This is a genomic window from Spongiactinospora rosea, assembly GCF_003315795.1.
GTDB classification, from domain to species: Bacteria; Actinomycetota; Actinomycetes; order Streptosporangiales; family Streptosporangiaceae; genus Spongiactinospora; species Spongiactinospora rosea.
Map to the genome: position 1 here is coordinate 165,749 of NZ_QMEY01000017.1, position 22,796 is coordinate 188,544.

22 protein-coding genes and 1 pseudogene are annotated in these 22,796 nt (G+C 71.5%); 8 read left to right on the top strand and 15 right to left on the bottom strand.

Going from position 1 to position 22,796, the window contains the following annotated elements; all coding sequences use genetic code 11:
- The first annotated feature begins 56 nt into the window (after positions 1-56).
- Positions 57-1,139 carry a hypothetical protein gene (locus tag DP939_RS31035; protein WP_113984377.1) on the top strand — a complete coding sequence of 361 codons (1,083 nt, stop codon included), beginning with the start codon at positions 57-59 and terminating at the stop codon, positions 1,137-1,139.
- On the opposite strand, the gene DP939_RS31040 is transcribed toward DP939_RS31035, so the two are convergent.
- On the bottom strand, positions 1,129-2,055 hold the full coding sequence (locus DP939_RS31040; RefSeq protein ID WP_113984378.1) for an ROK family protein: 927 nt from the start codon (positions 2,053-2,055) through the stop codon (positions 1,129-1,131). The two genes, DP939_RS31035 and DP939_RS31040, sit on opposite strands and share 11 nt — an antisense overlap.
- Before the next feature lie 18 nt (positions 2,056-2,073).
- Positions 2,074-3,258: an ROK family transcriptional regulator gene (locus tag DP939_RS31045; RefSeq protein WP_199565527.1), complete on the bottom strand. Its 1,185-nt coding sequence runs from the start codon at positions 3,256-3,258 to the stop codon at positions 2,074-2,076.
- Between the two features lie 318 nt (positions 3,259-3,576).
- Between DP939_RS31045 and mmsA the strand changes: the two genes are divergently transcribed.
- The 3 genes from mmsA (at position 3,577) to DP939_RS31060 (ending at position 7,617) form a co-directional block, all read left to right on the top strand.
- Positions 3,577-5,124: a multiple monosaccharide ABC transporter ATP-binding protein gene (mmsA, locus tag DP939_RS31050; protein WP_113984414.1), complete on the top strand. Its 1,548-nt coding sequence runs from the start codon at positions 3,577-3,579 to the stop codon at positions 5,122-5,124.
- Positions 5,121-6,419, top strand: a complete 1,299-nt coding sequence (gene mmsB, locus DP939_RS31055; protein ID WP_113984380.1) for a multiple monosaccharide ABC transporter permease — start codon at positions 5,121-5,123, stop codon at positions 6,417-6,419. The genes mmsA and mmsB overlap by 4 nt, the downstream gene beginning before the upstream one ends.
- A gap of 76 nt (positions 6,420-6,495) precedes the next feature.
- Positions 6,496-7,617 (top strand): substrate-binding domain-containing protein, encoded by a 1,122-nt coding sequence (locus DP939_RS31060; RefSeq protein ID WP_113984381.1) that lies wholly within the window; start codon positions 6,496-6,498, stop codon positions 7,615-7,617.
- A gap of 21 nt (positions 7,618-7,638) precedes the next feature.
- On the opposite strand, the gene DP939_RS31065 is transcribed toward DP939_RS31060, so the two are convergent.
- The 8 genes from DP939_RS31065 to DP939_RS31100 form a co-directional block, all read right to left on the bottom strand.
- Positions 7,639-8,013, bottom strand: a complete 375-nt coding sequence (locus DP939_RS31065) for a 4Fe-4S dicluster domain-containing protein (RefSeq protein ID WP_113984382.1) — start codon at positions 8,011-8,013, stop codon at positions 7,639-7,641.
- Positions 8,010-9,584, bottom strand: coding sequence for an FAD-dependent oxidoreductase (locus tag DP939_RS31070; protein ID WP_113984415.1), 1,575 nt, complete (start codon positions 9,582-9,584; stop codon positions 8,010-8,012). Before DP939_RS31070 ends, DP939_RS31065 begins: the two co-directional genes overlap by 4 nt.
- Complete coding sequence (locus tag DP939_RS31075) at positions 9,581-10,567, bottom strand: ABC transporter substrate-binding protein (RefSeq protein ID WP_113984383.1); 987 nt, start codon at positions 10,565-10,567, stop codon at positions 9,581-9,583. The genes DP939_RS31070 and DP939_RS31075 overlap by 4 nt, the downstream gene beginning before the upstream one ends.
- Positions 10,564-10,959, bottom strand: a complete 396-nt coding sequence (locus tag DP939_RS31080; protein WP_113984384.1) for a 4Fe-4S dicluster domain-containing protein — start codon at positions 10,957-10,959, stop codon at positions 10,564-10,566. The genes DP939_RS31075 and DP939_RS31080 overlap by 4 nt, the downstream gene beginning before the upstream one ends.
- A complete protein-coding gene (locus DP939_RS31085) occupies positions 10,956-12,593 on the bottom strand; it encodes an FAD-dependent oxidoreductase (RefSeq protein ID WP_225878611.1) in 1,638 nt (545 codons plus the stop codon). Before DP939_RS31085 ends, DP939_RS31080 begins: the two co-directional genes overlap by 4 nt.
- Positions 12,590-13,348 (bottom strand): ABC transporter ATP-binding protein, encoded by a 759-nt coding sequence (locus DP939_RS31090; protein WP_113984385.1) that lies wholly within the window; start codon positions 13,346-13,348, stop codon positions 12,590-12,592. The genes DP939_RS31085 and DP939_RS31090 overlap by 4 nt, the downstream gene beginning before the upstream one ends.
- A gap of 5 nt (positions 13,349-13,353) precedes the next feature.
- The gene (locus tag DP939_RS31095) at positions 13,354-14,226 is read right to left on the bottom strand and encodes an ABC transporter permease (protein ID WP_113984386.1); all 873 of its coding nucleotides are present in this window, start codon (positions 14,224-14,226) and stop codon (positions 13,354-13,356) included.
- Between the two features lie 477 nt (positions 14,227-14,703).
- Positions 14,704-15,279 (bottom strand): hypothetical protein, encoded by a 576-nt coding sequence (locus tag DP939_RS31100; protein WP_147268207.1) that lies wholly within the window; start codon positions 15,277-15,279, stop codon positions 14,704-14,706.
- A gap of 342 nt (positions 15,280-15,621) precedes the next feature.
- On the opposite strand from DP939_RS31100, the gene DP939_RS31105 reads away from it, so the two are divergent.
- Positions 15,622-15,987 carry a hypothetical protein gene (locus tag DP939_RS31105; RefSeq protein ID WP_113984388.1) on the top strand — a complete coding sequence of 122 codons (366 nt, stop codon included), beginning with the start codon at positions 15,622-15,624 and terminating at the stop codon, positions 15,985-15,987.
- Positions 15,988-16,156: 169 nt separating this feature from the next.
- On the opposite strand, the gene DP939_RS31110 is transcribed toward DP939_RS31105, so the two are convergent.
- Positions 16,157-16,561 (bottom strand): type II toxin-antitoxin system PemK/MazF family toxin, encoded by a 405-nt coding sequence (locus DP939_RS31110; RefSeq protein WP_113984389.1) that lies wholly within the window; start codon positions 16,559-16,561, stop codon positions 16,157-16,159.
- Between the two features lie 154 nt (positions 16,562-16,715).
- On the opposite strand from DP939_RS31110, the pseudogene DP939_RS31115 reads away from it, so the two are divergent.
- Positions 16,716-17,768: pseudogene (locus tag DP939_RS31115) on the top strand (IS701 family transposase).
- Positions 17,769-18,012: 244 nt separating this feature from the next.
- On the opposite strand, the gene DP939_RS31120 reads toward DP939_RS31115, so the two are convergent.
- Positions 18,013-18,963 carry an NADP-dependent oxidoreductase gene (locus DP939_RS31120; protein WP_113984390.1) on the bottom strand — a complete coding sequence of 317 codons (951 nt, stop codon included), beginning with the start codon at positions 18,961-18,963 and terminating at the stop codon, positions 18,013-18,015.
- Positions 18,964-19,045: 82 nt separating this feature from the next.
- Between DP939_RS31120 and DP939_RS31125 the strand changes: the two genes are divergently transcribed.
- Entirely contained in the window at positions 19,046-19,618 is a 573-nt protein-coding gene (locus DP939_RS31125; protein ID WP_113984391.1) for a TetR/AcrR family transcriptional regulator, read from the top strand.
- A 184-nt stretch (positions 19,619-19,802) separates the two neighbouring features.
- On the opposite strand, the gene DP939_RS46370 is transcribed toward DP939_RS31125, so the two are convergent.
- A complete protein-coding gene (locus DP939_RS46370; protein ID WP_158578773.1) occupies positions 19,803-20,114 on the bottom strand; it encodes a hypothetical protein in 312 nt (103 codons plus the stop codon).
- A gap of 1,071 nt (positions 20,115-21,185) precedes the next feature.
- Positions 21,186-21,566: a hypothetical protein gene (locus tag DP939_RS31140; protein WP_147268208.1), complete on the bottom strand. Its 381-nt coding sequence runs from the start codon at positions 21,564-21,566 to the stop codon at positions 21,186-21,188.
- Between the two features lie 319 nt (positions 21,567-21,885).
- On the opposite strand from DP939_RS31140, the gene DP939_RS46375 reads away from it, so the two are divergent.
- On the top strand, positions 21,886-22,053 hold the full coding sequence (locus DP939_RS46375; protein ID WP_158578775.1) for a hypothetical protein: 168 nt from the start codon (positions 21,886-21,888) through the stop codon (positions 22,051-22,053).
- 190 nt (positions 22,054-22,243) lie between these two features.
- On the opposite strand, the gene DP939_RS31145 is transcribed toward DP939_RS46375, so the two are convergent.
- On the bottom strand, positions 22,244-22,796 hold a 553-nt coding region (locus DP939_RS31145), incomplete at its 5' end, for a hypothetical protein (RefSeq protein ID WP_199565528.1).

Consider the following 22,796-nt stretch of genomic DNA (forward strand, 5'->3'; position numbering starts at 1 on the left):
CCGGCTCCCCGTCAGGGGGGAGGTGCCCGCGCCGCCCGCCGGTGGACGCTGGGGCCATGGCGATCACGAGGCGACGGCCCGAGCGGGTCATGCGCGGGTGGCCGGTCTGGACCGCGTACGCGGCACTGGGCTGGTCGGTGGTGTACGCCGCCCTCGGGGTGTTCTGGGCGGCGGGCGGCGGCGGGTTCCCCTTCGGGGCGGCCGACGTCAACGCGGAGGGGCACGGGCGGCTGCTGGCCGGGGCGACCCCGCAGGTCGCCGGGCCGGTCATGGCCACGCTCGGCGCGGCGGGGGCGGTCATCGCCCTGGCGATGGCCCGCCGGGTCCGGTGGCCACGGCCGGTCCTCCTGGTGTCCGGCTGGGGCCTCGCCGTGCTCCTGGCGCTGGTCCTCCCGGAGATCCGCGCACTGCACCTCGCGCTGTTCCCGCTCATCTTCCTGAGCCTGGACAAGATGGACTGGCCGACGGTGAACTTCCTCGTCCTGATGGCAGGAGGCTTCGCCTGGGCCGCCGCCACCCTGGCCTACCAGCGGGCGAGCCGGTCGGCGTGCGCGCACTGCGGCCGCCGGGCGGACCGCCGCACAGGGCGCGGCGAGGCGTGGCTGGTGCGCCACCGCCGGGCGCTCACGTACACGGCCGTCGCCGCGCCCTGGGGGTACGCCCTGGTACGGCTGGCCTGGGTGCTGGACATCCCGCTCGGCGTGCCCATGGAGTTCCTGCGGCACCTTGCGACCGCCAACGGCGGGGCCGGGGCCAAGGGCATGGAACTCATCCTGATCGGCATGTGCGCCGCCGGTTCGGTGCTGACCGCGGGGCTCGTCCACCGGTGGGGCGAGGTCTGGCCGCGCTGGGTGGTGGGCCTGGCCGGCCGTCCCGTCCCGGTGGCCGTGCCCGTGGTGTGCGCCGGGCCGGCCGCGTGCGCGATGCTGGCCGTGGGCCTGTCGTGGGCACGCGGCCTGCCCGAACTCATCGCCGCGGGCTGGGCCATCGACGTCTACGGCTACCGCGTTGGGCCGGCCTTCGCCCTGCCCATCCCGTCCTTCCTGCTGTGGGGCGGCGCGCTCGGGCTCGCCGCCCTTGCCTACTACTACGGGCGCCGGGGCGAGTGCCCGTACTGCGCGAAGGCGCTCACGCGGTGATCGGCCTGCCGGGGGCGGGGTCGGCGAGCATGGCGCTGCGGGCGGCCCCGAGCAGGCCGGACTGGCGGCCGAGGGCCGCCGGTTCCACGGTCAGCCGGCGTACGAAGCCGAGTGTGCTGAAGCGCTCGACGTGCCGGCGCAGCGGCGTGAACAGCAGGGGACCGGCCGCCGAGACGCCGCCGCCGATCACCACGCGGTCGAGGTCGCACAGGGTGGCCGCGGCGACGATGCCGCGGGCGAGCGCCTGGGTGCCCTGGTCGAAGGCGGCCAGGGCGATCGGGTCGCCGTGCCCGGCGTCGGCGGCCAGGCGGCGGGCGTCGGTACCGGTCCAGCCGTGCCGCCGGGCCCAGCGGACCATGGACGGGCCGCTGGCGTGCGCCTCGACGCAGCCCGCGGCCCCGCAGGTGCAGGACGGCCCCGCCGGATCGACGACGGTGTGCCCGAGGTGACCGGCGTTGCCGCTCGGCCCCGGGTACGGCACGCCGTTGAGCACGAGCCCGCCGCCGATACCGGTCGAGACCACGATCCCCAGCATCGACGCCGACCCGCGGCCCGCGCCGAGCCAGTGCTCGCCCACCGCCGCCGCGATGCCGTCGCCCACCAAAGTGACCGGTACGCCGGGCACGATGGCGGCGGCCAGTTCGACCAGCGGGAAGTCCCGCCAGGCCGGGATGTTGACCGGGCTGACCGTGCCGCGCCGCAGGTCGAGCGGCCCGGCCGAGGCCAGCCCGACCGCGCTCGGCCGCACCCCCGCCGTCACCGACGTGAGCAGCGTGCGCAGGGCCTCGCCGATCAGGGGCTCGGTGGCCGGGGTGGCGGTCTCGGCGTGCCCGCGCACCACGCCGTCCGGGCCCACCAGCCCGGCAGCGATCTTGGTGCCGCCGATGTCGACGGCGAGCACGGCTTGGTGGTCCATCGGCCATCCCCGATCTGATCAGTCCGCGAGCAGCGCGGACAGTTGCGGCGAATACGTGGCGTGCAGGACGAGCGCCGCGCCGCCGACGACGGCGGCGTCCGCGCCGAGCGGCGAGAGCGCGACGTCGACCGTCCGGATGTGCCGGGACAGCGGCCTGGTGGCGAGGGCCGTGGCGACCGCGTCGGCGTACCGCTTCTCGACGTGCGAGATGCCGTGCCCGCCCAGCACGATGAGATCGACGTCGGTGATGTTGGCGACGCTGACCGCGACCGAGGCGACGCGTTCGGCGGCCTGGTCGACGACCGCGCCCGCGAGCGGGTCGCCGGCCTCGGCGGCGAGCCGGATCGCGGCGTGGTCGACCAGGGCCGGATCGCGCTTGAACCGCTCGGCCAGCACGCCGCCGCCCTGCGCGGCGAGCCGCCGGTGGACCTCGGCGACGATCGCCGTGGGGTTGACCACCCGTTCCAGGCAGCCCCGGTTGCCGCAGTAGCACTCCGGGCCGTCCGGCAGCACCGAGACGTGCCCGAACTCCCCGGCGTTCAGCGAACCGCCCCGGTAGACCTGGTGGTCCAGGATGAGCCCGCCGCCGATGCCGGTGCCCAGGAAGAAGTACGCGAAGTTGGGCACGCCCCGGCCCGCGCCGGACCACCGCTCGCCGACCGCGGCGGCGGTGGCGTCGTTGTCGATCGTCACCGCCAGGCCGGTGGCCTCGCTCAGCATCCGCTTGACCGGCACCCGGGTCCAGTTGGTGAGCTGGGGCGGGGCGACGACCGTGCCGTCGTCCTGGTCGATAGGGCCGGGGGTGGCCAGGCCCAGGCCGAGCACCCGGTCGAGCGGTACGTCGGCCTCGGCGACCACCTCCGCCGTCAGCCCGGCCATCGCCGCCACGACGTCCTGCGGGGAGGCGTGCGGCGGCGTCGGGCGGCGTTTGACGACCAGCGGCCGGCCGAGCAGGTCCACCACCGCGCAGGTCAGCTCGACCGGGTCGAAGTGCAGGCCGACCGCGCTGCCCGCGTCGGGGTTGATCCGCAGGGTGGTGCGGGGTTTGCCGCCGCTGGCGACCCGGCTGGCGCCGTCCTCGCGCACGATGCCCTCATCCAGCAGCCGGCGCACGATGCCGGAGACGGTCTGGGGAGTGAGGCCGGTGTGGTGGGCGATCTCCACCCGGCTGATGCCGTCGGCGAGCTGGATCTGGTCCAGCACGACCGCTCGGTTGTATCGCCCTACCTTGGGGAGGTTTGTACCTGCGCGCCGCACCCACAAGGTCCTCTCTGCTCGTCGCCTGCGGGGAACATTCTGCCCTAGCGGGCGTTGACTTAGTAAATCAAATGGATTTAAGGTCCGTCTTCGTAGGTATAACACGCAGGACATGCAGACCGTTGTGGCAGGGCGCGGGTCCGGCCGCGGCGGGCGGGTCCATGGAGAGGTCATCGGAGGCGAGTTGATGTCAACGACATGCCGCACCCCCCGAGGACCGCATTCGCGCCGTCGCCGCGGCCCGGGAGCGACGGGGCCGCGGCCATGACCGACGCCCCGGTGCTCCTTGAGATGCGGTCGATCACCAAGACGTTCCCGGGCGTGACGGCCCTCGCCGATGTCAACCTCGCGGTCAGGGCGGGGGAGATCCACGCCATCTGCGGCGAGAACGGCGCGGGCAAGTCCACGCTGATGAAGGTGCTCAGTGGCGTCCATCCGCACGGCACCTACTCTGGCGGCATCCTCTACCGGGGGGAGGAGGTCCGCTTCGGCGGCATCCGGGCCAGCGAGCAGGCGGGCATCGTGATCATCCACCAGGAGCTGGCCCTGGTGCCCGGCATGTCGATCACCGAGAACATCTTCCTCGGCAACGAGCCGCGCAGGCGGGGCGCGATCGACTGGAAGGCCGCCCAGCGCCGGGCGCTGGAGCTGATGGAGCTGGTCGGCCTCCAGGAGGACCCGGACACCCTGATCAAGGACATCGGCGTCGGCAAGCAGCAGCTGGTGGAGATCGCCAAGGCGTTCGCGAAGGACGTGAAGCTGCTCATCCTGGACGAGCCCACCGCGGCGCTCAACGAGGCCGACTCGCAGCACCTGCTGGACCTGCTCCGCGGCTTCCGGGACCGCGGCATCACCTCGATCATCATCTCGCACAAGCTCAACGAGATCGCGGCGGTCGCCGACTCCATCACGATCCTGCGCGACGGCCGGACGATCGAGAGTCTGGACGTCGGCGCGGACGGCGTCAACGAGGACCGCATCGTGCGCGGCATGGTCGGCCGCGAGCTGAGCAGCCGCTTCCCCGAGCACACCCCGCACATCGGAGAGGTGTTCTTCGAGGTCCGCGACTGGACGGTACGCCACCCCATCTCCGCCGACCGGCTGGTGTGCAAGGGTTCCGGCTTCACCGTGCGGCGCGGGGAGATCGTCGGCTTCGCCGGGCTGATGGGCGCCGGGCGGACCGAGCTGGCGATGAGCCTGTTCGGCCGCTCCTACGGCGTCCACCTGTCCGGCCGCGTCTTCAAGGACGGCAGGGAGATCCAGCTCCGCTCCGTGGCCGAGGCCATCCGGCACGGTCTCGCGTACGTCAGCGAGGACCGCAAGGCGATCGGCCTCAACCTGCTCGACGACATCAAGACCTCCATGGTGTCCGCCAAGCCGTCGAAGATCTCCAGTCACGGGGTCATCGACGCGGTCCGTGAACACCGCGTCGCCGAGGAGTACCGCGAGAGCCTGCGGATCAAGACGCCCGGTGTGGACGAGGGCGTCACCAAGCTGTCCGGCGGCAACCAGCAGAAGGTCGTGCTGGCGAAGTGGATGTTCACCGACCCCGACCTGCTCATCCTCGACGAGCCGACGCGCGGCATCGACGTCGGCGCCAAGTACGAGATCTACGGGATCATCCAGAAGCTGGCCGACCAGGGCAAGGGCGTCATCGTCATCTCCTCCGAACTGCCCGAGCTGATCGGCCTGTGCGACCGCATCTACACCGTGTTCGAGGGAACCATCACCGGAGACGTGCCGCGCCGGGACGCCGACCCCGAACTCCTCATGAAGCAGATGACCTCTACCAAGAAGACGCCGACGCCATGAGCCGAATCAAAGACCTGCAGAAGAACCTCTTCGGGGGCACGACCTCCAACGCCAGGCAGTTCGGCATGATCTTCACCCTGGTGGCGATCGTGCTGCTCTTCCAGATCTGGACCGACGGCCTGACGCTGACCTCCGGCAACCTCATCGCGGTGGCCGCCCAGTACTCCTACATCCTGATCCTGGCCATCGGCATGCTGATGGTGATCGTCGCCGGGCACATCGACCTCTCGGTCGGCTCGATCGCCGCCTTCACCGGCATCGTGGTCGCCAAGGCGATGCAGGAGTTCGCGATCCCGTGGCCGCTGGCCATCGTGCTGGGCCTGGTCGTCGGCGCGCTGATCGGCGCCTGGCAGGGCTTCTGGGTCGCCTACGTGGGGGTTCCCGCGTTCATCGTGACGCTGGCGGGGATGCTGCTGTTCCGCGGCGGCAACCAGTACATCGGCAACGCCGACACGGTGCCGGTCCCCACCGGCTTCCGGCAGATCGGCGCGGGCTTCCTGCCCGAGGTGGGCCCGGACACCGGCTACAACAACCTGACGCTGCTGCTCGGCCTGGCCGCCTGCGTGGGCGTGGTGTGGCGGGAGTGGAAGGCCCGGCGGACCCGGCGCGAGATGAACGCCGACGCCGCCCCGATGTGGATCTCGGCGCTGCGGCTCGCCGTGATGGTGGGCGTCATCGTCTTCGCCACCCTGCGCTTCGCGGGCGGCCGGGTCGGCACCAGCCTGCCGATCTCCGGCATCATCCTGATCGCGCTGGTGCTCGCGTACTCCTTCTACACCCGCAACACCGTCGGGGGCCGCCACATCTACGCCGTCGGCGGCAACGCGCGCGCCGCGGAGCTTTCCGGAGTGAAGCTCAAGCGGGTCAACTTCATGGTCATGCTGAACATGTCCGTGCTGGCCGCGCTGGCCGGCATGATCTTCGTGGCGCGGTCCGCCGCCTCCGGCCCCCAGGACGGGCTGAACTGGGAACTCGACGCCATCGCGGCCGTCTTCATCGGCGGCGCGGCGGTGTCCGGCGGGCTCGGCACGATCAGCGGGTCGATCGTCGGCGGCCTGGTGATGGCCCTGCTGAACAACGGCCTGCAGCTTGAGGGCGTCGGCATCGACAAGGTTCAGATGATCAAGGGGCTGGTGCTGCTGCTGGCCGTCGCGCTCGACGTCTACAACAAGAAACAGGGGCGCTTCTCGATCATCGGATCGCTGTCGCGCCGGCTCCGCGGGGACGGCTCGGCGCCCCCTCCCGCGAACTCCGGTCCGGCCACCGCGCCCGACAAGGCCCGGATCGCCGGCTGACCGCCACCGGCGACGGCAGACGCCCCCGTGCGCTCGCATCGCTGCCCATCACAATCAGGAAGGGTCCGTCCCAGAAATGCGGAAATTTCTCACCAGGAGCATCGCGGCGGCCGGTGCCGTGGCGATGCTCGCCCTGAGCGCCGCGTGCGCGTCCGAGCGTCAAGGCGCCACCGCTACCGGCGGCGACACCGCCGCGAGCCCCGCCGCGGGCTTCCCGGCCGACTCGCTGATCGGTGTCGCGCTGCCGTCGAAGACCTCGGAGAACTGGGTGCTCGCCGGTGACCTGTTCACCAACGAGCTGAAGACGGCCGGGTTCAAGGCCGACGTCCAGTACGCGGGCGCCTCGGCCACCGTCTCCGACCAGCAGGCGCAGATCTCCGCCATGGTCACCAAGGGCGCCAAGGTGATCGTCATCGGCGCGACCGACGCCGCGCAGCTCTCCACCCAGGTGGCGCAGGCCAAGCAGTCCGGCGCGACGGTCATCGCCTACGACCGGCTCATCACCAACACCCCTGACGTCGACTACTACATCGCGTTCGACAACTTCAAGGTCGGCCAGCTCCAGGGCCAGGCCCTGCTGGACGGCATGAAGGACAAGAAGCCCAAGGGCCCCTGGACGGTCGAGCTGTTCTCCGGCTCCCCCGACGACAACAACTCCGGTGTGTTCTTCAACGGCGCGATGGACGTCCTCAAGCCGCTCATCGACACGGGCGACGTCGTGGTCGGCTCCGGCCAGCAGGAGGTCAAGCAGACCGCCATCCAGGGCTGGAAGGCCGAGGGCGCGCAGCAGCGCATGGACTCGCTGCTGACCTCCACCTACAACGGCGGCAAGACCCTGGACGGCGTGCTGTCCCCCAACGACACCCTGGCCCGGGCGATCATCACCTCGGTCAAGGGCGCGGGCAAGCCGATCCCGGTCGTCACCGGCCAGGACTCCGAGGTCGAGTCGGTCAAGTCCATCATGGCCGGCGAGCAGTACTCGACGATCAACAAGGACACCCGCAAGCTCGTCGCCGAGACGGTGAAGATGGTCAAGGCGCTGCAGACGGGCGGCAAGCCGGAGATCAACGACACCGACTCCTACGACAACGGCACCAAGGTCGTCCCCGCCTACCTGCTGCCGCCGGTCATCGTCACCAAGATGAACGCGGCCGAGGCGTACGCCAACGACCCGAAGCTGGCCCCGCTCACCAAGTGACCACGGACGGCACCGGGGAGCCTAGCGCGCGGCAGGCTCCCCGGCGCCCTGCGCGGCGGCCAGGCGGGCGGTGAACACGTGGTTCTTGTCCAGCCGGCTGCCCGGGACCCGGCCGTGCCCCCAGCCGACGCGCCGCCGGTAGTCGCCCATCGCGCCGCTCGCGCGCAGCGCCGCCTCGTCCCGGTGCCTCGAACCGGCCGGGACCGGCCCGGTGAACGGCGCGACGTACAGCGCGTCCACCGGGCAGTGCGCCTCGCACATGAAGCACGTCTGGCAGTCGTCCTGCCTGGCGATCACCGGCACCCCGTCGGGGCCGAGGTCGAACACGTCCATCGGGCAGACCTTCACGCAGATGTCGCAGGTGACGCACCGCTCGCCACTGACCACCTCGATCACGCGGCCACCTCCTCCGGCGCGGTCCAGACCCGGTCCAGCCCGCCGACGCGGATGCGGCGGGCGAGGCCCGGATCGGCTCCCGGGCGGTCCACGCGCTGGTGCATGCCGCGCGACTCCTCCCTGGCCAGGGCGGCCCGGTACATCCAGCGGCCGTGCGCGACCATCGCCGCGGCCTGCCGCGCCCGCATCGCCTCCCGCCCCTCGCCGGTCAGCCCGGCCGAGACCGCCGACCACAGCCCGTCCAGCTCGGCGAGCGAGCGGACCAGGCCGTCCGCCTCGCGGAAGTAGTTCCGCTCCAGGGGCATGACCTCCTCCTGGACCGCCTTGACCACGTCCGCCGCCGCGAGGCCGGGGGAGCCGTCCGGGCGCAGCCCGGCCCGGCCCGCGGGGGACGACCTCGGGCGGCGGGGCCGCCCGGTGAGCGCGAAACCGGCGGCGGCCGTCCCCGCCCACGTCCCCGAGGAGATGGCCCAGGCGCCGTTGTGGCTGCCGCCGCCGCTGACGCTGCCGGTGATCAGCTCGCGGGTGGCCACGTCGCCCGCGGCGTACAGGCCGGGCACGGTGGTCGCGCAGTCCGTGCCCGCGACGCGCAGGCCGCCGGTGCCGCGTACCGTCCCCTCCAGCACGAGCCGCACCGGATACGCCTGGGTGAACGGGTCGATGCCCGCCTTGTCCAGCGGCAGGAAGTAGTTCGGCTGCGCCTGGCGCATCGCCTCGCGCAGCTCCACCGGGGCGTCGTCCAGCCGGGCGAAGACCGGCCGTCCGTCGGCCAGCAGCCGGGCGATCCGGCGGCGGCCCGCGGTGAGGCCCTCCGCCGGAAGCTCGCGGCCCTCCTCGTCGAAGTAGCGGGCGAACTGCATCATCAGGCCCTTGGTGTGGGCTCCGTACGCCGGGGACAGCGCGTAGGCGTTGGAGAACTCCATGCCGGACAGCTCCGCCCCCAGTTCGGCCGCCATCAGGTGCCCGTCGCCGGTGTTGACGTTCAGGCCGAAGGCCCCGGACAGGAACGCGCAGCCGCCGGTGGCCAGCACGACCGCGCCCGCCCACACCTCCCACGGTCTGCCGTCCTCCTGGCGGCGGACCCCGGCCGCGCCCCGCACCGCGCCGTCGCCGTCGGCGAGCAGTTCCAGCGCCGGATGGTGGTCCAGGATCAGCACCCCGCCGCGGTGGACCTTGCGCCGCATCCTGCGCATGTACTCCGGCCCCTGCAGGCTGCCCCGCCGTTCCACGCCGCTCTCGTCCACCGGGAACGGGTACCCCCAGCCCGCGAGCCGGTCCACCTGGTGGCGGGTCTCCTCCAGCACCCGCGCCATCCAGCCGCGGTCGGTCAGCCCGCCCGCGATGGCCTCGCGCGCGTCGATCGCGGCCTCGCGCAGGGCGGGATCGGGCGGCACGTACCAGAGGTTGTTGCCGCCGGAGGCCGCCGCGCCGCTGGTCCCGCAGTACCCCTTGTCGGCCAGCACCACGCGCGCGCCCGCCTCGGCCGCCGCGAGCGCCGCCCACGCCCCGGCCGGGCCGCCGCCCAGCACCAAGACGTCCGCCTTGCGCACGATCGTGCCCGCCCCGCTCATCCGCGCGCTCCCGGTGCGATCCACTGCTCGATCGAGAAGTCGGACCTGATGAACTTCTGCTCCACCAGGAATCGCTTGGTGTTCTCCAGCAGGCGCAGCCCCTGCGGGGTGAAGGGCTCCTCGGGAAGCTGCTCGCGCAGCGTCGTGGCCTTGGTGACCTCGGCCGGGTAGCCGCCGACCTTGGCGGCGAAGGCCAGGTAGCGGTCCCAGTCGCGTTTGGCGAGCCTGGTCCCCTCCCGCTGTGCGCCCTGCCACACCCTGACGAAGCCGGGACGCGCGTCCAGGAAGGACTCCGGCACCACGGTCGCGCTCGACCCCAGGTAGGCGGGATGGTCCCGGGAGGCGATGTCGATCAGCGGGTAGCCCTTGAGCCGCAGCGCCTCCATGTTGGCCGCGGGGACGGCGGCGGCGTCCACGTCGCCGCGTTCCAGGGCGGCCTCGATGTCGCTGTTGTAGATGTGCACGATCTCCCGGGGCCTGATCCCGGCCTCGGCCAGCGCGCCGAGCAGGTAGCGGTGGATGTAGGAGCCCTTCTGGGTGGCGACCCGCTTGCCCGCCAGGTCCGCCAGCCCGGCCGGGCCGCCCTGCTTCTTGGCCAGTACGCCCGCGTCGATGCCCACGGTGTTCTGCGCGATGAGCCGGGTGGGCTGACCCGCGCCGCGCGCGACCAGGGCGGGCGTGTCGCCGTACAGGGCGATGTCGAGTTCGCCCGCCAGCAGGGCCTGGTTGAGGTCGGGGCCGTTGGGGAAGGAGAAGGACTTCACCTCGCTCACCCCGGCCGGGGCCAGCAGCGGCAGCAGCCGCTTCTCGTCGTTGAGGTAACCGATCACGCCGGTCAGCTTGTTGCCGGTGCCGATCACGCCGATCCGCAGCGGGTACGACTTGGCCGTGTCACCGGACGCGCCGTCCGCGCCGCAGGCGGAGAGGGCGGGCAGCGCGAGCGCGGCGGTCAGCAGCAGTGCGAATGATCGGCGGCCGATCATGAGTGCTCCTCGGGTGTTCGCATCATGGTTTCGACGGGGGTCTGCGCGCGCGGGGGCGGGGTGCGGGGCAGTTCCGGTCCGACGGCGTGTAGCGCGCCCGGCGTACGGCCGTGCCCCCAGCCGATCTGCCTGCGGTAGCCGCCCAGCAGCCCGGACCGGGTGACGTGCTCCTCGTCGCGGAGCGGCGACCCCGGCCCGACCGGGGCCGGTTGGGGCGCCACGAACAGGGCGTCGACCGGGCAGTACGCCTCGCACATGAAGCACGTCTGGCAGTCGCCCTGCCGGGCGATCAGCGGGACGCCGCCGGGTCCTGTGTCGAAGACGTTGGTCGGGCAGACCTCCACGCAGCGGTCGCAGCCGATGCAGCGCTCCCGCGAGACGATCTCGATCATGACGCCGCCCGCAGGGATCCGGCGTGTTCCAGTGGCCCGACCGGCGCGACCGGGTCGGGGCGCACGGTGATCTCGTCCAGGCCCGACACCAGCAGCCGGTGCCGCAGCGCGGCGTCCTGATCCGGGCGGTCCTCCCGCTTGTGCATGCCGCGGCTCTCCTGCCTGGCCAGGGCGGCGGTGTACATCCAGCGGGCGTGCGCGGCCATCGCCGCCGCCTGCCTGGCCTGGACGGCGTCCCCGCCCACGCCCCGCAGCGAGGCGCGCAGGCCCGCCCAGGTGTCGTGCAGCCGCGCCAGCGCGGGGGCGAGCCGGTCGGCGTGCCGCAGGTAGTTCTTCTCGTACGGGTGCACCTCGGCCTGGACCGCCGCCACGACGTCGTGGTACTCCTCCGGGCGGCCCGGCCGTGCCCCCGGCCGCAGCCCGGCACCGCCCGCGGGGGTCAGCGCCCGGCGTCCGGCGTGCCGGCCGAGCGCGGCGGCGTGCCCGGCGGCGGCCCGGCCCGCCCAGGTCCCCGAGGAGATCGCCCAGGCCGCGTTGTGGCTGCCGCCGCCGGTGAAGCCGCCGCAGACCAGTTCGCGGGTCGCGGCGTCGCCCGCGACGTACAGGCCGGGCACCGAGGTGGCGCAGTCGTCGCCGATGATCCGGATGCCGCCGGTGCCGCGCACGGTGCCCTCGAGCAGCAGCGTCACCGGGAACCGCTGGGTGAAGGGGTCGATGCCCATCCGGTCGAAGGGCAGGAAGAAGTTCGGCTGGCCGAGCCGCATGGCCTGCCTGCCCGCCTCGTCGATTCGGTCGATGCGGCAGTAGACCTTCTCCGACAGCAGCGTGCGGGCGATCACCGAGCGGCCCTTCTGACTGCCCGCGCCCTCCAGCACGGTGTCGTCCTCGCGGTAGAACGTGGCGAAGGAGTAGTAGGCGGTCTTGGTCACGGAGGAGAACTCCGGCGCGATCGCGTACGCGTTGGAGAACTCCATGCCGGACAGGTCCGCGCCCGCCTCGGCCGCCATCAGCGCCCCGTCGCCGGTGTTGACGTCGCACCCGAGCGCCCGGCTCAGGAAGGCGCAGCCGCCGGTGGCCAGGACCACCGCCCCCGCGCGGACCCGGTAGGGGCGGTCGTGCCTGCGCTGGTGCCCGGCCGCGCCCGCGACGGCCCCGGCCGCGTCCAGCAGCAGCTCGACGGCCGGGCTGTGGTCCAGGATGCGCACCCCGGCCCGGCGCAGCAGGATCCGCATCCTGCGCATGTACTCCGGGCCCTGCACCCCGCGCCGCAACTGGCCGCCCCGGCCGTCCGGCGGGAAGGGGTAGCGGCCGGCCTCGGCCAGCTCGTTGACGCCGTCGTAGGTCTGGTCGAGCACGCGGGTCATCCAGCGCCGGTCGGCGAGGTAGCCGCCGAGCGCCTCCCTTGAGGCCATGGCCTTCTCCCGCTCGGCGGGGTGCGGCGGCACGTACCAGATCCCGGTGCCCGCCGAGGCGGTCGCGCCGCTGGTGCCGCAGTAGCCCTTGTCGGCGAGTACGACGTCCGCGCCCGCCTGCGCGGCCTTGAAGGCGGCCCACGCGGCGGCGGGTCCGCCGCCGATGACGAGCACGTCGGCGGTCAGTTCGAGGGAGTCCACGGGGATGGTGGTCACGGTCACGACGGCTCCTGGGTGTGCTCTGCGCGGCTGAGGTCGGGATCGACGCCGAGGCCGACCAGCAGCCGGCGGCGCAGCGTGGCGAATCGGGGGTGGTCCAGTGAGCGGGGCCGGGGGATGTCCACGATGATCTCCCGCGCGATCTTCCCGTCCTCCAGCAGCAACGCGCGGTCGGCGAGCAGCAGGGCCTCCTCCACGTCGTGGGTCACCAGCAGTACGGCGGGACGGTGCCTGCTCCACAGCCGGGCGACCAGCGCCTGCGCCTTGAGGCGGGTGAGCGCGTCCAGCGCGCCGAACGGCTCGTCCAGCAACAGCAGCTCAGGCGTGCGGACGAGCGCCCTGGCCAGGGCCACCCGCTGGGACTCGCCGCCGGACAGCGTGGTCGGCCAGGCGTCGGCGCGGGCCGCCAGGCCGACCTCGGTCAGCGCGTGCAGCGCCTGCCGGCGCAGGTCCGGGCCGGTGAGGCCGAGCGTGACGTTTCGCCACACCTGCGACCAGGGCAGCAGCCGGTGCTCCTGGAAGACGATCGCCCGCTGCTCGGGGACGCGCAGCTCGCCCTCCGCCTGGCGGTCCAGCCTGCCGACCGCGCGCAGCAGGGTGCTCTTGCCGGAGCCGCTGGCGCCGAGCAGGGCGACGAACTCGCCGGGGGCGATGTCGAGATCGACGTCGTCGAGGACGACCCGGCCGCCGAAGGCCCGCCGCAGGCCGCGGACGCGCACGCCCTGGATGGTCTCGGCAGGGGTACTGATCGCGGTCATGTCGCTCATTTCGCCGTGTACCCGCGCCGCCAGGCGAGGGCGTACCGTTCGAGGGCGCGTACCAGCAGGTCCGTGGCCAGCCCGAGCAGCGCGTACACCGCCAGGACGACGAACACGACGTCGGTGCGCAGGAACTCCTTGGCGTCGGTGACCAGGAACCCGATCCCCGAGGTGGTCGCGGTCTGCTCGGCGACCACCAGGCTCAGCCAGCCGATGCCGAGCGCCTGGCGCAGGCCGACCAAAATCTGCGGCAGCGCGCCGGGCAGGATGACCCGGCGGATCAGCGCCAGGCCGTTGACGCCGCAGGATCTGGCGGACTCGATGAGCCGGTCGTCCAGACCTTTGATGCCGTGGAAGACGTTGATGTACAGCGGGAAGATCGGGCCGATCGTGATCAGGGCGACCTTGGCGGTCTCCCCGATGCCGAACCAGATGATGAAGACCGGCACCAGGGCCAGGTGCGGGAGCATGCGCAGGGCCTGGATGGGCGCGTCGATGAGGTCTTCGAAGAGGCGTACCAGGCCCGCCATCAGCCCGAGCACGAGACCGGCGGTCAACCCGATCGCCAGCCCCTTGGCCACCCGTACCAGGGAGGCCCCCAGGTGGTGCTGCAACTCCCCGGTGGAGATCAGTTCGACGGCCGCGCTCCAGACGCGGGTGGGCGGGGGAGTGTTCGCGCCCAGCCATCCGCGCGAGGCGCCGACCTGCCAGATGACCAGGATGGCCGCGAGTCCCACCAGCCTGCGCCCGCGCACGGCGAGCACCCCGGCGGCCCGGACGGCGGGCGAGGCCGGACCCCCTTGCCGGGGTTCCGGCGGCTCGGTGAGCTCCGCGGGGGCGCGGGCGGGGGCTCGGGCGGAAAGGACGGGTTGTGTCATGGGAGGCGGCTCCTTGGGACGTCCGCGGGCATGCGCGGAGACACGCGTACTGAACGGACGGACGGTCCGGGTGCGCGTGGCGGTGGAGATCAGAGGGAGTGCGGGGCGGGATCGGCAGGGCGATGCGCCGGAACGCGCCAGGTGACCTGGGCGGAGAAGTGGACGGCGAACGGAGACGGTGGGGCCGCGTCACCGTGCCCAACGAAGCGGACATCGGCCGACGAGGCGGGCGATCTCGTACATAACCCCCACCATAATCCCGATAAACCCTACTGTCCAGATCGGAAATACATAAAGATGCCCGACCCCTGCCTCCACCGGCCTCTGAGAAGGCTGGGAGCAGGGCCGGGCGGCGTGACCTGTGATCGGCGTCACGCCGGGGTCCGGGCTCGCCGGGTCGTGGATCGGCGGGGTGGGGGCCCGGAATGGGCTCGTGGCCTGTCATGGACGGCGGGCTCGCGGCTCACCGCTCGTGGTTCACGGGAATAGCGGGGAGAGGCCCTGTGGTGATTTCACCTGGCCGTCGCGACGGATCAATTTCTGGTCCAGTAGCGTCGCGCTGCCCGGCGGCTTGTCCATTCCGGGATATATCCCGCTTGTGATGGTTTTGGCCTTATACTGCTGGAACTCCGCGATGGCGTTCATGTCGGCATGGTAGATCTGGATATAGTAGGGACCGTTGGTGGCCAGCCGGACATTCCGCGGGTCGCTCGCGTCATCGTCGGAGCGCCACGAACCGTCCGGGCCGACGCGTGTCGCCATGACCGGATACCAACGCCCCTCCGAACCGGCCCTGATCACCAGCCATACCTCCGACCCGGCCGGTATGTCCTGGGCTTTCCCCTCGACGAACAGAGCCTCTTTCCTGACCACCAGCTCGTCCGCGATATTGGTGATCGAGCCGCTCGGTGGAACGATCCCGCCCTGGCGATCGGCCAGCCAGATCCCCACCGTGACGATGGCGGAAATGACGACCGCGAAAATGGCGATCTTGTCCGCCCGCGCCCAGCTCCGCCTGCGGCGAGTGGAACCTTCCGGACTCGGCTCGCTCATCACCCGCACCGCCCCTCCGAATCCGCGCGTCCACCTTTATGGTATGCGGGGAGCCTGCATTTTTCTTACGGCCTGCTTTAAATGGTATTTGGTCCGGTAATGGATGCTTTATCCTTTGCGGTGGCCCGAGCGGAGGGCGGTGGCGGCTGCCCGTGGCCGGACGGGCGGGAGATCTTCAAAACGCCGATCAAGAATGCGCGGCCCGGCGCGGCCGCCGATTTCGGCGTTCGCGTCGCGTGCGGGGGCCGTCGCGGCTTTCCGGGAAACCCGATGTGACCTGCGAAAAGGCCATACCGGTGTTTCCGGCCCTCATTGTCGGGGATGTCGAAGGCGAAAGGAGGCGTGACCTTGCGCGAAGCCGATCAAACCAGCGACCGGGCCACGACCCGGCACGACGGGCCGGACGACACGACGGGCCAGACCGCCCTGGAACGCAGGGTCCGCGTGATCCTGGGCCAGGCGGGTTTCGTGGTCGACCCGGCCGACCTCGCCGTGGACGGCGGCCTGCAGGTCCACCGTGCGGCCGGTGGTGGCGTACTGGTGTCCTGGATCAGTACGGCTAACCTCCCCAATGGCGACATCACCCGATACGCAGGGATCCGCGAGGCGATCCACCTGGCGCTGACCACCATCCTGCGGCGGCGCGGTTTCACGGTCGCGGCCGATCCGGACACCGGGGACCTGATCATCGGCACCGGTGAGGGCTGATCGCACATCTGTGCCGCATGTGCCGGTGGGCGCGATGACCCTTCCGTTGAGGAGAGCGGCCATGGGGATCTTCCCGCGCTCGATCCTCGCCGCCCTTCCGGTGATGGCCGCGCCGGCTGGCTGCTCGGCCGCCTCGACCGCAGGCCGCGCCGGGCAGCGCAGGCGTCCGCTACTCGAGTCCTTCGAGACGGCGGGCATCTTTGATCTCACTGAACCTGGCAGCCGTCATCGGGGTCCACTCCCTCCTCTGTCCAGCGGCACGGAGGGCTTCTCCAACCTCGCTGAGCTTTACGGAGGACAACACGCCCGCCCGCTCGATCAGGTCGTCCCGGCCCACGGTGGTCAGCCATGTGCACGGAGTGAAGCCCGGACGCGGGAACGCGAACCGCAGCACGCCTTCGAAGGGCAGTCCTTCCGGGGCTCCTACGGCCACTTCAACGCCCAGGCCGCTCATGTCGACGCCCGCCGGCGCAACGACCTGCATCGCCTGAAACCCGGATGACTCCTCGTCCGAGAGCAGCACGACCGGGCGTCGCTCATCGAAGTCGACCCACCAGACTTCACCGCGTTGCATGTGTCCTCCTGGCACGAGACGGCGGGCGAACGCTGCGTGCCCCGTGCGGGACACGGAAGGGACGCGGCCCGCCTTCGCACGTCGTGACCGAGGAGCGGTGAAGACGGGCGCGGCCACTGTCGATCATCGGTGTGTGAAGACCGACGATCATGAGGTGAACGCGAGTCACAGCGTAGACCCTGCCCGCCGGCGGGAGGCGTTCGAGGCCCTGATGTCCCGGATGGCGGGCCGGTTCGCGTGGGGTGAACTCCCGGCGTCGGGTGCGGGACTTGGTGCTGGGGCGGCTGTCGGACCTGCCGCGCAAGAACTGCTGGAGCATCGCCGGGTGGGCCGGGCAGGCCAGCCCGCATGGAGTGCAGCACCTGCTCGGCCGGGCTGAGGGGGATGCCGACACCGTGCGCGATGACGTGCGCGAGTACGTGCTGGAACATCTGCACGACGGCGATGCGGAGCTGGTCGTCGATGAGACCGGGGACGTGAAGAAGGGCACGCGCACCGTGGGTGTCCAGCGCCGGTACACCGGCACGGCCGGGAGGCTCGAAGACGCTCAGGTCGCTGTCCACCTCGTCCATGCAGGCCGCCGCGGACACGCGGCGATCGACCACGCACTGTACGTCCCGCGCTCGTGGACATGTGACCCGGACCGCTGCCGGGCGACGGGACCGGGCGAGGACACCGTCTTCGCGACCAAGCCGGAGCCGGCCGCCCGCATGATCGGCCGGTTCCTGAGGTTTACGGAGGGAACCCCAAGCTGCGGCGCGGGGAAGTTCCGCGCGGATGCCCTGGTGGTGAAGGTGCCGAAGTGGGCGGGCTGAAGCCGTCGGCAGGGACCGGCGGCAAGGGGCACCGCTTCTACGACAGGGCCGTCATCGACTGGCCGAACCCCGCCTCGGCAGCCACCAACCGCACCACCGGTGAACTGGCTTACCACCGTTGCTGGTCGCCGGCTGCGGTGCCGGACTGGACGAGCACCAGGTCCGCCGTCTCGCCTCGTGGTCATGCTCGCCCACGCCCTTCTCGCCATCGTCCGCGCCGACGAACACGCCCGCCATTCCGCCTGGACGGGCTGATCCCGCTCACGTGCAACGAGATCCAGCGACTATTCACCACGCTCGTCGTTCGGCCCGTGCACGGTGCAGTCCACCGGCTCGGCTGGTCTGACTGGCGACGCCGCCATGGCGGCAGGTTGCGCCAAAACGGGACATGACAGGCGTGGGGCAGGCCATCACGCCACATCTCCCCGACGCACAGCGAGAACATCAACTTCTTCGGCGCCATCGATGCCCACATCGAAGGTGAACTCGCCCGGCTCGGGCCGACCGGTACCTGCCGTTGCAGGTACGCGACGCCTTGTTCTGACCGCCGGACAGGACAAGGCGCCCGGACGAGGAGAAGAGGCCTGGCCACGTTCCTCGTCGAGGTGGTCTCGCTTTACCGGGCCGGCAGGGCGATCACAAGACGAGCATGAGTTTGCCGCCGGGGCGGCGGGATCGGCTGAGCTTGGCCGCTTCCTGGATCTGGTCGAGGGTGTAGGTGCGGGCGACCGGTACGACCAGGATGCCTTCGCCGGCGAGCCTGGCGAACTCGTTCATCTGGTCGTAGCGGATCTCGGTGGTGATCCGGACGCCCAGTTCGGCTGCGGCGGCGAAGTCCGAGACGGTGAGGACACGGTCGGGATCCCCGGTCAGCTCGATCAAGGTCGGTAGCGAGCCGCCGGCCGGGCTGGGCCGGTCGGCGCGGTCGATCCGGCCCCCGGTCGGCGCGGTGTCCAGGGCGCGGTCCACGGGGCCTGGGGTCAGTGCGCTGACGCGTTCGGCCATGCCCTCGCCGTAGGCGGTCACCTGGGCGCCGATCTCTTCCAGGGCGGCGGCGCGAGTCGGCCCGGCCGTGGCGATCACCCGAATACCCCGGTGCAGCGCGAAGCGCACCGCCGCCTCACCCACGGTGGTGCCCGCGCCGTGGACGAGCAGCAGCTCACCCGGCTGGACGCCGAGGTCGTCGAGCGCGCGCCACGCCGTCTCGGCCGCCATCGGCAGCGCGGCGGCCTGCTCGGCGGTCACGCCCTCGGGAATGCGTGCCCAGGCCGGCATCAGCGCGTACTCGGCGGCGCCGGCCGTCTGGCCGTCGAAGGTGGCCGGGCCGAACACGCGGTCGCCGATCCGGACGCCGGTGACGCCCTCGCCGAGCGCGTCGACGGTGCCCGCGACCTCGAGGCCGAGCCCGCGCGGCAGCGGCGGCAGATGGTCGGCGAGGAGACCGTCGACGACGTGCCAGTCGGCCGGTGTCAGGCCGCACGCCCGCACGGCGATCCGGATCTGGCCGGGTCCCGGTTCCGGCTGTGGGACGTCGCGGAGCACGATCACGTCCGGGGAACCGAACCGGTCGAATTGCAGGGCCTTCATGGCGACCTCCTGGCTGATAACAGCATCTGTTGTCATTGACGTACCAGCCGATAACAGCTCCTGTTGTCGTACCCTGATGGGTATGCCGCGATGGGAATCCGACGCACAGGGCCGGCTCGAACGCGCGGCGCTCGAGCTGTTCGAGACGCAGGGGTTCGAGCGCACCTCGGTCGCGCAGATCGCAGGCGCCGCCGGTCTGAAGGAGCGCTCCTTCTATCGCTACTTCCCCGACAAGCGGGAAGTCCTCTTCGCCGGCAACGAACTCGAGGCCCACCTCGTCGCCCAGGTCGAGGCGGCCGACCCGGGCCTCACCCCGATCGAGGCGCTGCTGACCGCGCTGGGAACCGCCGAGGAGGTCTTCCGCCCACGCGAGTTCCTGCTGCGCCGGGGAAGAGTGATCGCCGCCAACCCGGCACTGGCCGAGCGCGATCTGATCAAGCTCGCCGACATCGCCGACGCGCTGGCACCGGCGCTCGAGCGCCGCGGCGTCGAGCCCGGCAAAGCACGCTTCATCATCGACGTGGTGCTGGCGATCCACCGGCGCGCCATGCCCCGCTGGCTAGCCGAGCCGGACACCACCCTCGCTCAGCTCATGGCCCAGGCCGCCGCCGAGCTGCGCGAGGCGGTCACACTGCCGGCTCCGACGGTCGGCTGAGCCGGCTGTCGCCTTCAGGGTCGGCTCTTCGTTGTCGCCATAGCGCTGGGTGTCGCGCGTAAATCCCGACGTCACAGCAGCGTTCCACGAGCTGCCGACGGTTTCGCCCTGCTCGACCGACGCTGTGCCCTGCACTGGCGATCGCCTCGCCGTTCCCGGTGCCGAGCGGGACCCCATTCCGTCGTCAGCGGTCCGGGATGCCCGGTTCCGCGCGCGTCGCCTTCGCGAGGTCGCGTACGTGAGCCTCGGCGGCCAATCGCCGTCCCGGGGCGACCTCCGTCCACCAGGGGTCGTTCCGCACCACCTCGCCGAGCCGCCGTTCCTCGGCGAGCGCCGCCCGCCACTCCTCACGCTGCTCGTCGGTCAGCACCGCCTTGCCCGCCGCGATCTCGGTCGGCCGCGGATGCGCGGCGGCCAGCCGCGATACCTCCGCGCCCGCGGCCACGAACGCCACCATCGCCGCAACGACCCGATCCGGCACATCGAACTCGGCCACGGCTCACTCCCCGACAGAACGGACATCTAGCCGGATTCTAGACATTCCGCCAAGGGGGCGACCTGCCCACGGTCAGGTCGTCTCGGGCGAGTGATCAATCGGTGGGTGTCTCGCTCGCTCCAGTGCGCCGGTGGCTGCCGTAGTCGCAGTGTCAACCGCGGGCCGGAGACGCCGGGAAGCAGGGCGCGGTACTCCTTGAATCGGACGCCGGCAGTACACGGCGTCCAGCATCAGATGGCCATATTCGACGGGACCGCCCACGGATCACCGGCCCCAGAACAGGTCGGCCGACTCATGGTGGGAAAGGTGATCGTCGACAGGGAACGGCGCCTCATCGTGAGGCCACCATTGTGAGAACGTGGTGGTGGGCGATACTGGGATTGAACCAGTGACCTCTACCGTGTCAAGGTAGTTCGGACTGTCCGCTGGCCTGCGGCTTTTCCAGATTCGCAGGCCAGTGGCGTTTGATGGGGCCGGTTGACGGCGGTTGAGAGCGTTCGGGATCGATCGGGTGCTCCTGTTGATCTTCTATGCGGCCGGGAGCATTGGGAGCAAGCGACCACAGCGCGCGCTCAGAGCCTCCAGCGCCTGTAACCCGATCTGCGCGACCCGACTGAGCGGCAGCGATCCCTCGGCCGTCGGCAGGTCCTGCAGGGAGCGCCCGCGCACCGGTTCCATGATGCCCCAAGGACGTCCGTCATCATCGCCGCTCGATCGGCGGACGGGTGGATCAGCACGTCGCCCGGTAGCCCCTCGGTGGCTTCATGGCCGGTGCCGTGGGCCGGCGGGTAGATCAGCGCGGCCGCCAGGAGTTCGTTCGTGCCGGCCATGACCGGCAACCCGTCCGGGACGAACCGTTCATCCGCTGGGACGACCAGTGTGACGGCCGCAGGGGCGGCCGGCCGTGCGCGTTCAGGGCCAGCCGGTAAAAGCCGGTATGCCACCGCGGAGAGCCCGTCACCCCCAGGCGGCGAAAGACCCGCCAGGAGGCGTGGCAGCAAAAGCAGCCGCGATCGCAGCACGAGCGGGCGGCCCGCCGGCTGTCGGTCACCGTCAGCGGCGACCGGCCGATCACCGCGTACCCACCGTCCCGGCGGCGGCGATCACGTGGATCTGCCGCCCGACCCGCCGGTAGGGGTCGCGTCGTCCCGCTTCCCATTCGGCCTCCAGGACCTGGTCGAATCCTGCGCCGAGGGGTTCGTCACCGAGATGGTCGGTGAACACGCGTACGCCGTACCACGCCACGGTGGCCGCCCCCGCCCCGGCCGGCAGGGCCTCCAGCGCCTCGAGGCTGTCGGCGCGGGTGGCCACGCCGAGGTTTCCGATCTCGGTTGCGGCGTCCATGACGGCCAGGGCGTCAGCCCACCGTCGTTCCAGCGCCGGGCGCATGGCCGGCGTGGTGGCGTTCTTCGTCAGCAGCGACACCAGCCCGCCGGGACGTGCCGTCTTCACCGCCGCCTGTTACCAGCGGCCGCGGGTACTGCACGTACATGAGCACCCCGTGGCAGCACACCACGTCATGGCCACCGCCGACGAGATCCGCCGCGTCCTCCCCGGCGCCCTGGACCAGGTGAATTTCGCTGCCGGACCGGCTCGGGCTCACCAGGCGTTCGCCGGCCGCTGCAGCATCTGCGGCCCTCCGGCGGCAACAAGCACGCGCACGTGGCGGCGGTGCGTGACGCTGAGACGCTCATCGGCGAGGCCAAATGGAACGCCGGGGGGATAGCGCCGGCCCGGACATCGACACGGGTACGGCCAACTCCTGCGGCGGATGACCGGCCGAGCGGACGGCATTCGCTACGCGCTGATCGTCCCGTCCGCTCGACTATGGCGGGCGGAACGCGTCCTTGCCCCGGCCCGTCACCTGCTCGGGATCGAGCTGTACACCGTGGACGACGACGGCCATATCGAGCTTGTACCGAACCCGGTCACCGACTGAGCGCCGAGTGCGGGCACTCCGCAGTGCGACATCAGCGAAGTCCGTGCGCCGCCGCGCTGGGCACCATTGGAGGTGACCGGGTCTCGTTCCCTTCCGGTGGGACACGGTCCTCGATCAGCCGGGAAAAAGAGAAGAAGCGGGCGGAGGAGCCGGATCTCGAACGGCGTCCGCGGCTCCACCGCCCGGCGGCTCAGCGGATGGGTATGCACCAGGGGTCGGTGACCTGGCCCGGGTTGCTGACCTGGCCGTTCGCGTGATCCGCCGCGACGAGGAAGGCCTTCGCCCGGCGGGAGGACTCCAGGTTGCAGCGGAACGTGTGGATATACCCGTTGTTGGCAATTCGGCCGTTGGCGTCGGTGTCAACGGTGTAGCCGGTTTCCAGTTGCCAGCCTCCATTGCGATAGCCGTACGTGCTGAAGGTGACCTTGCTGTTCCGGCTGAAGGCGCCACTGACCCTCCATGTCACCAAGTCCTCCGGCGCATAGTACTCCTCATAAGCGCTGGTGCCACCGATGCGCAGAGGGGCGGACGGGTCCTGCAGACCGAAGGCCGCGTTCGCGCTGTTGACCCAGGCTCGCGACCGGCTGGACGGATAGACGCAGACGTGGTCGGACCGATTGGCCTCGCGCCATACGAACCCCTGCTTGCAGGTGTCCGGGCCCCAGGGGCCGCCGTTCGGCTCCCTGCGTTCGGCGGCCAGCCGGTTCTCCTCGCGGGTCTCCCAGCGGACGTCCGGCACGACC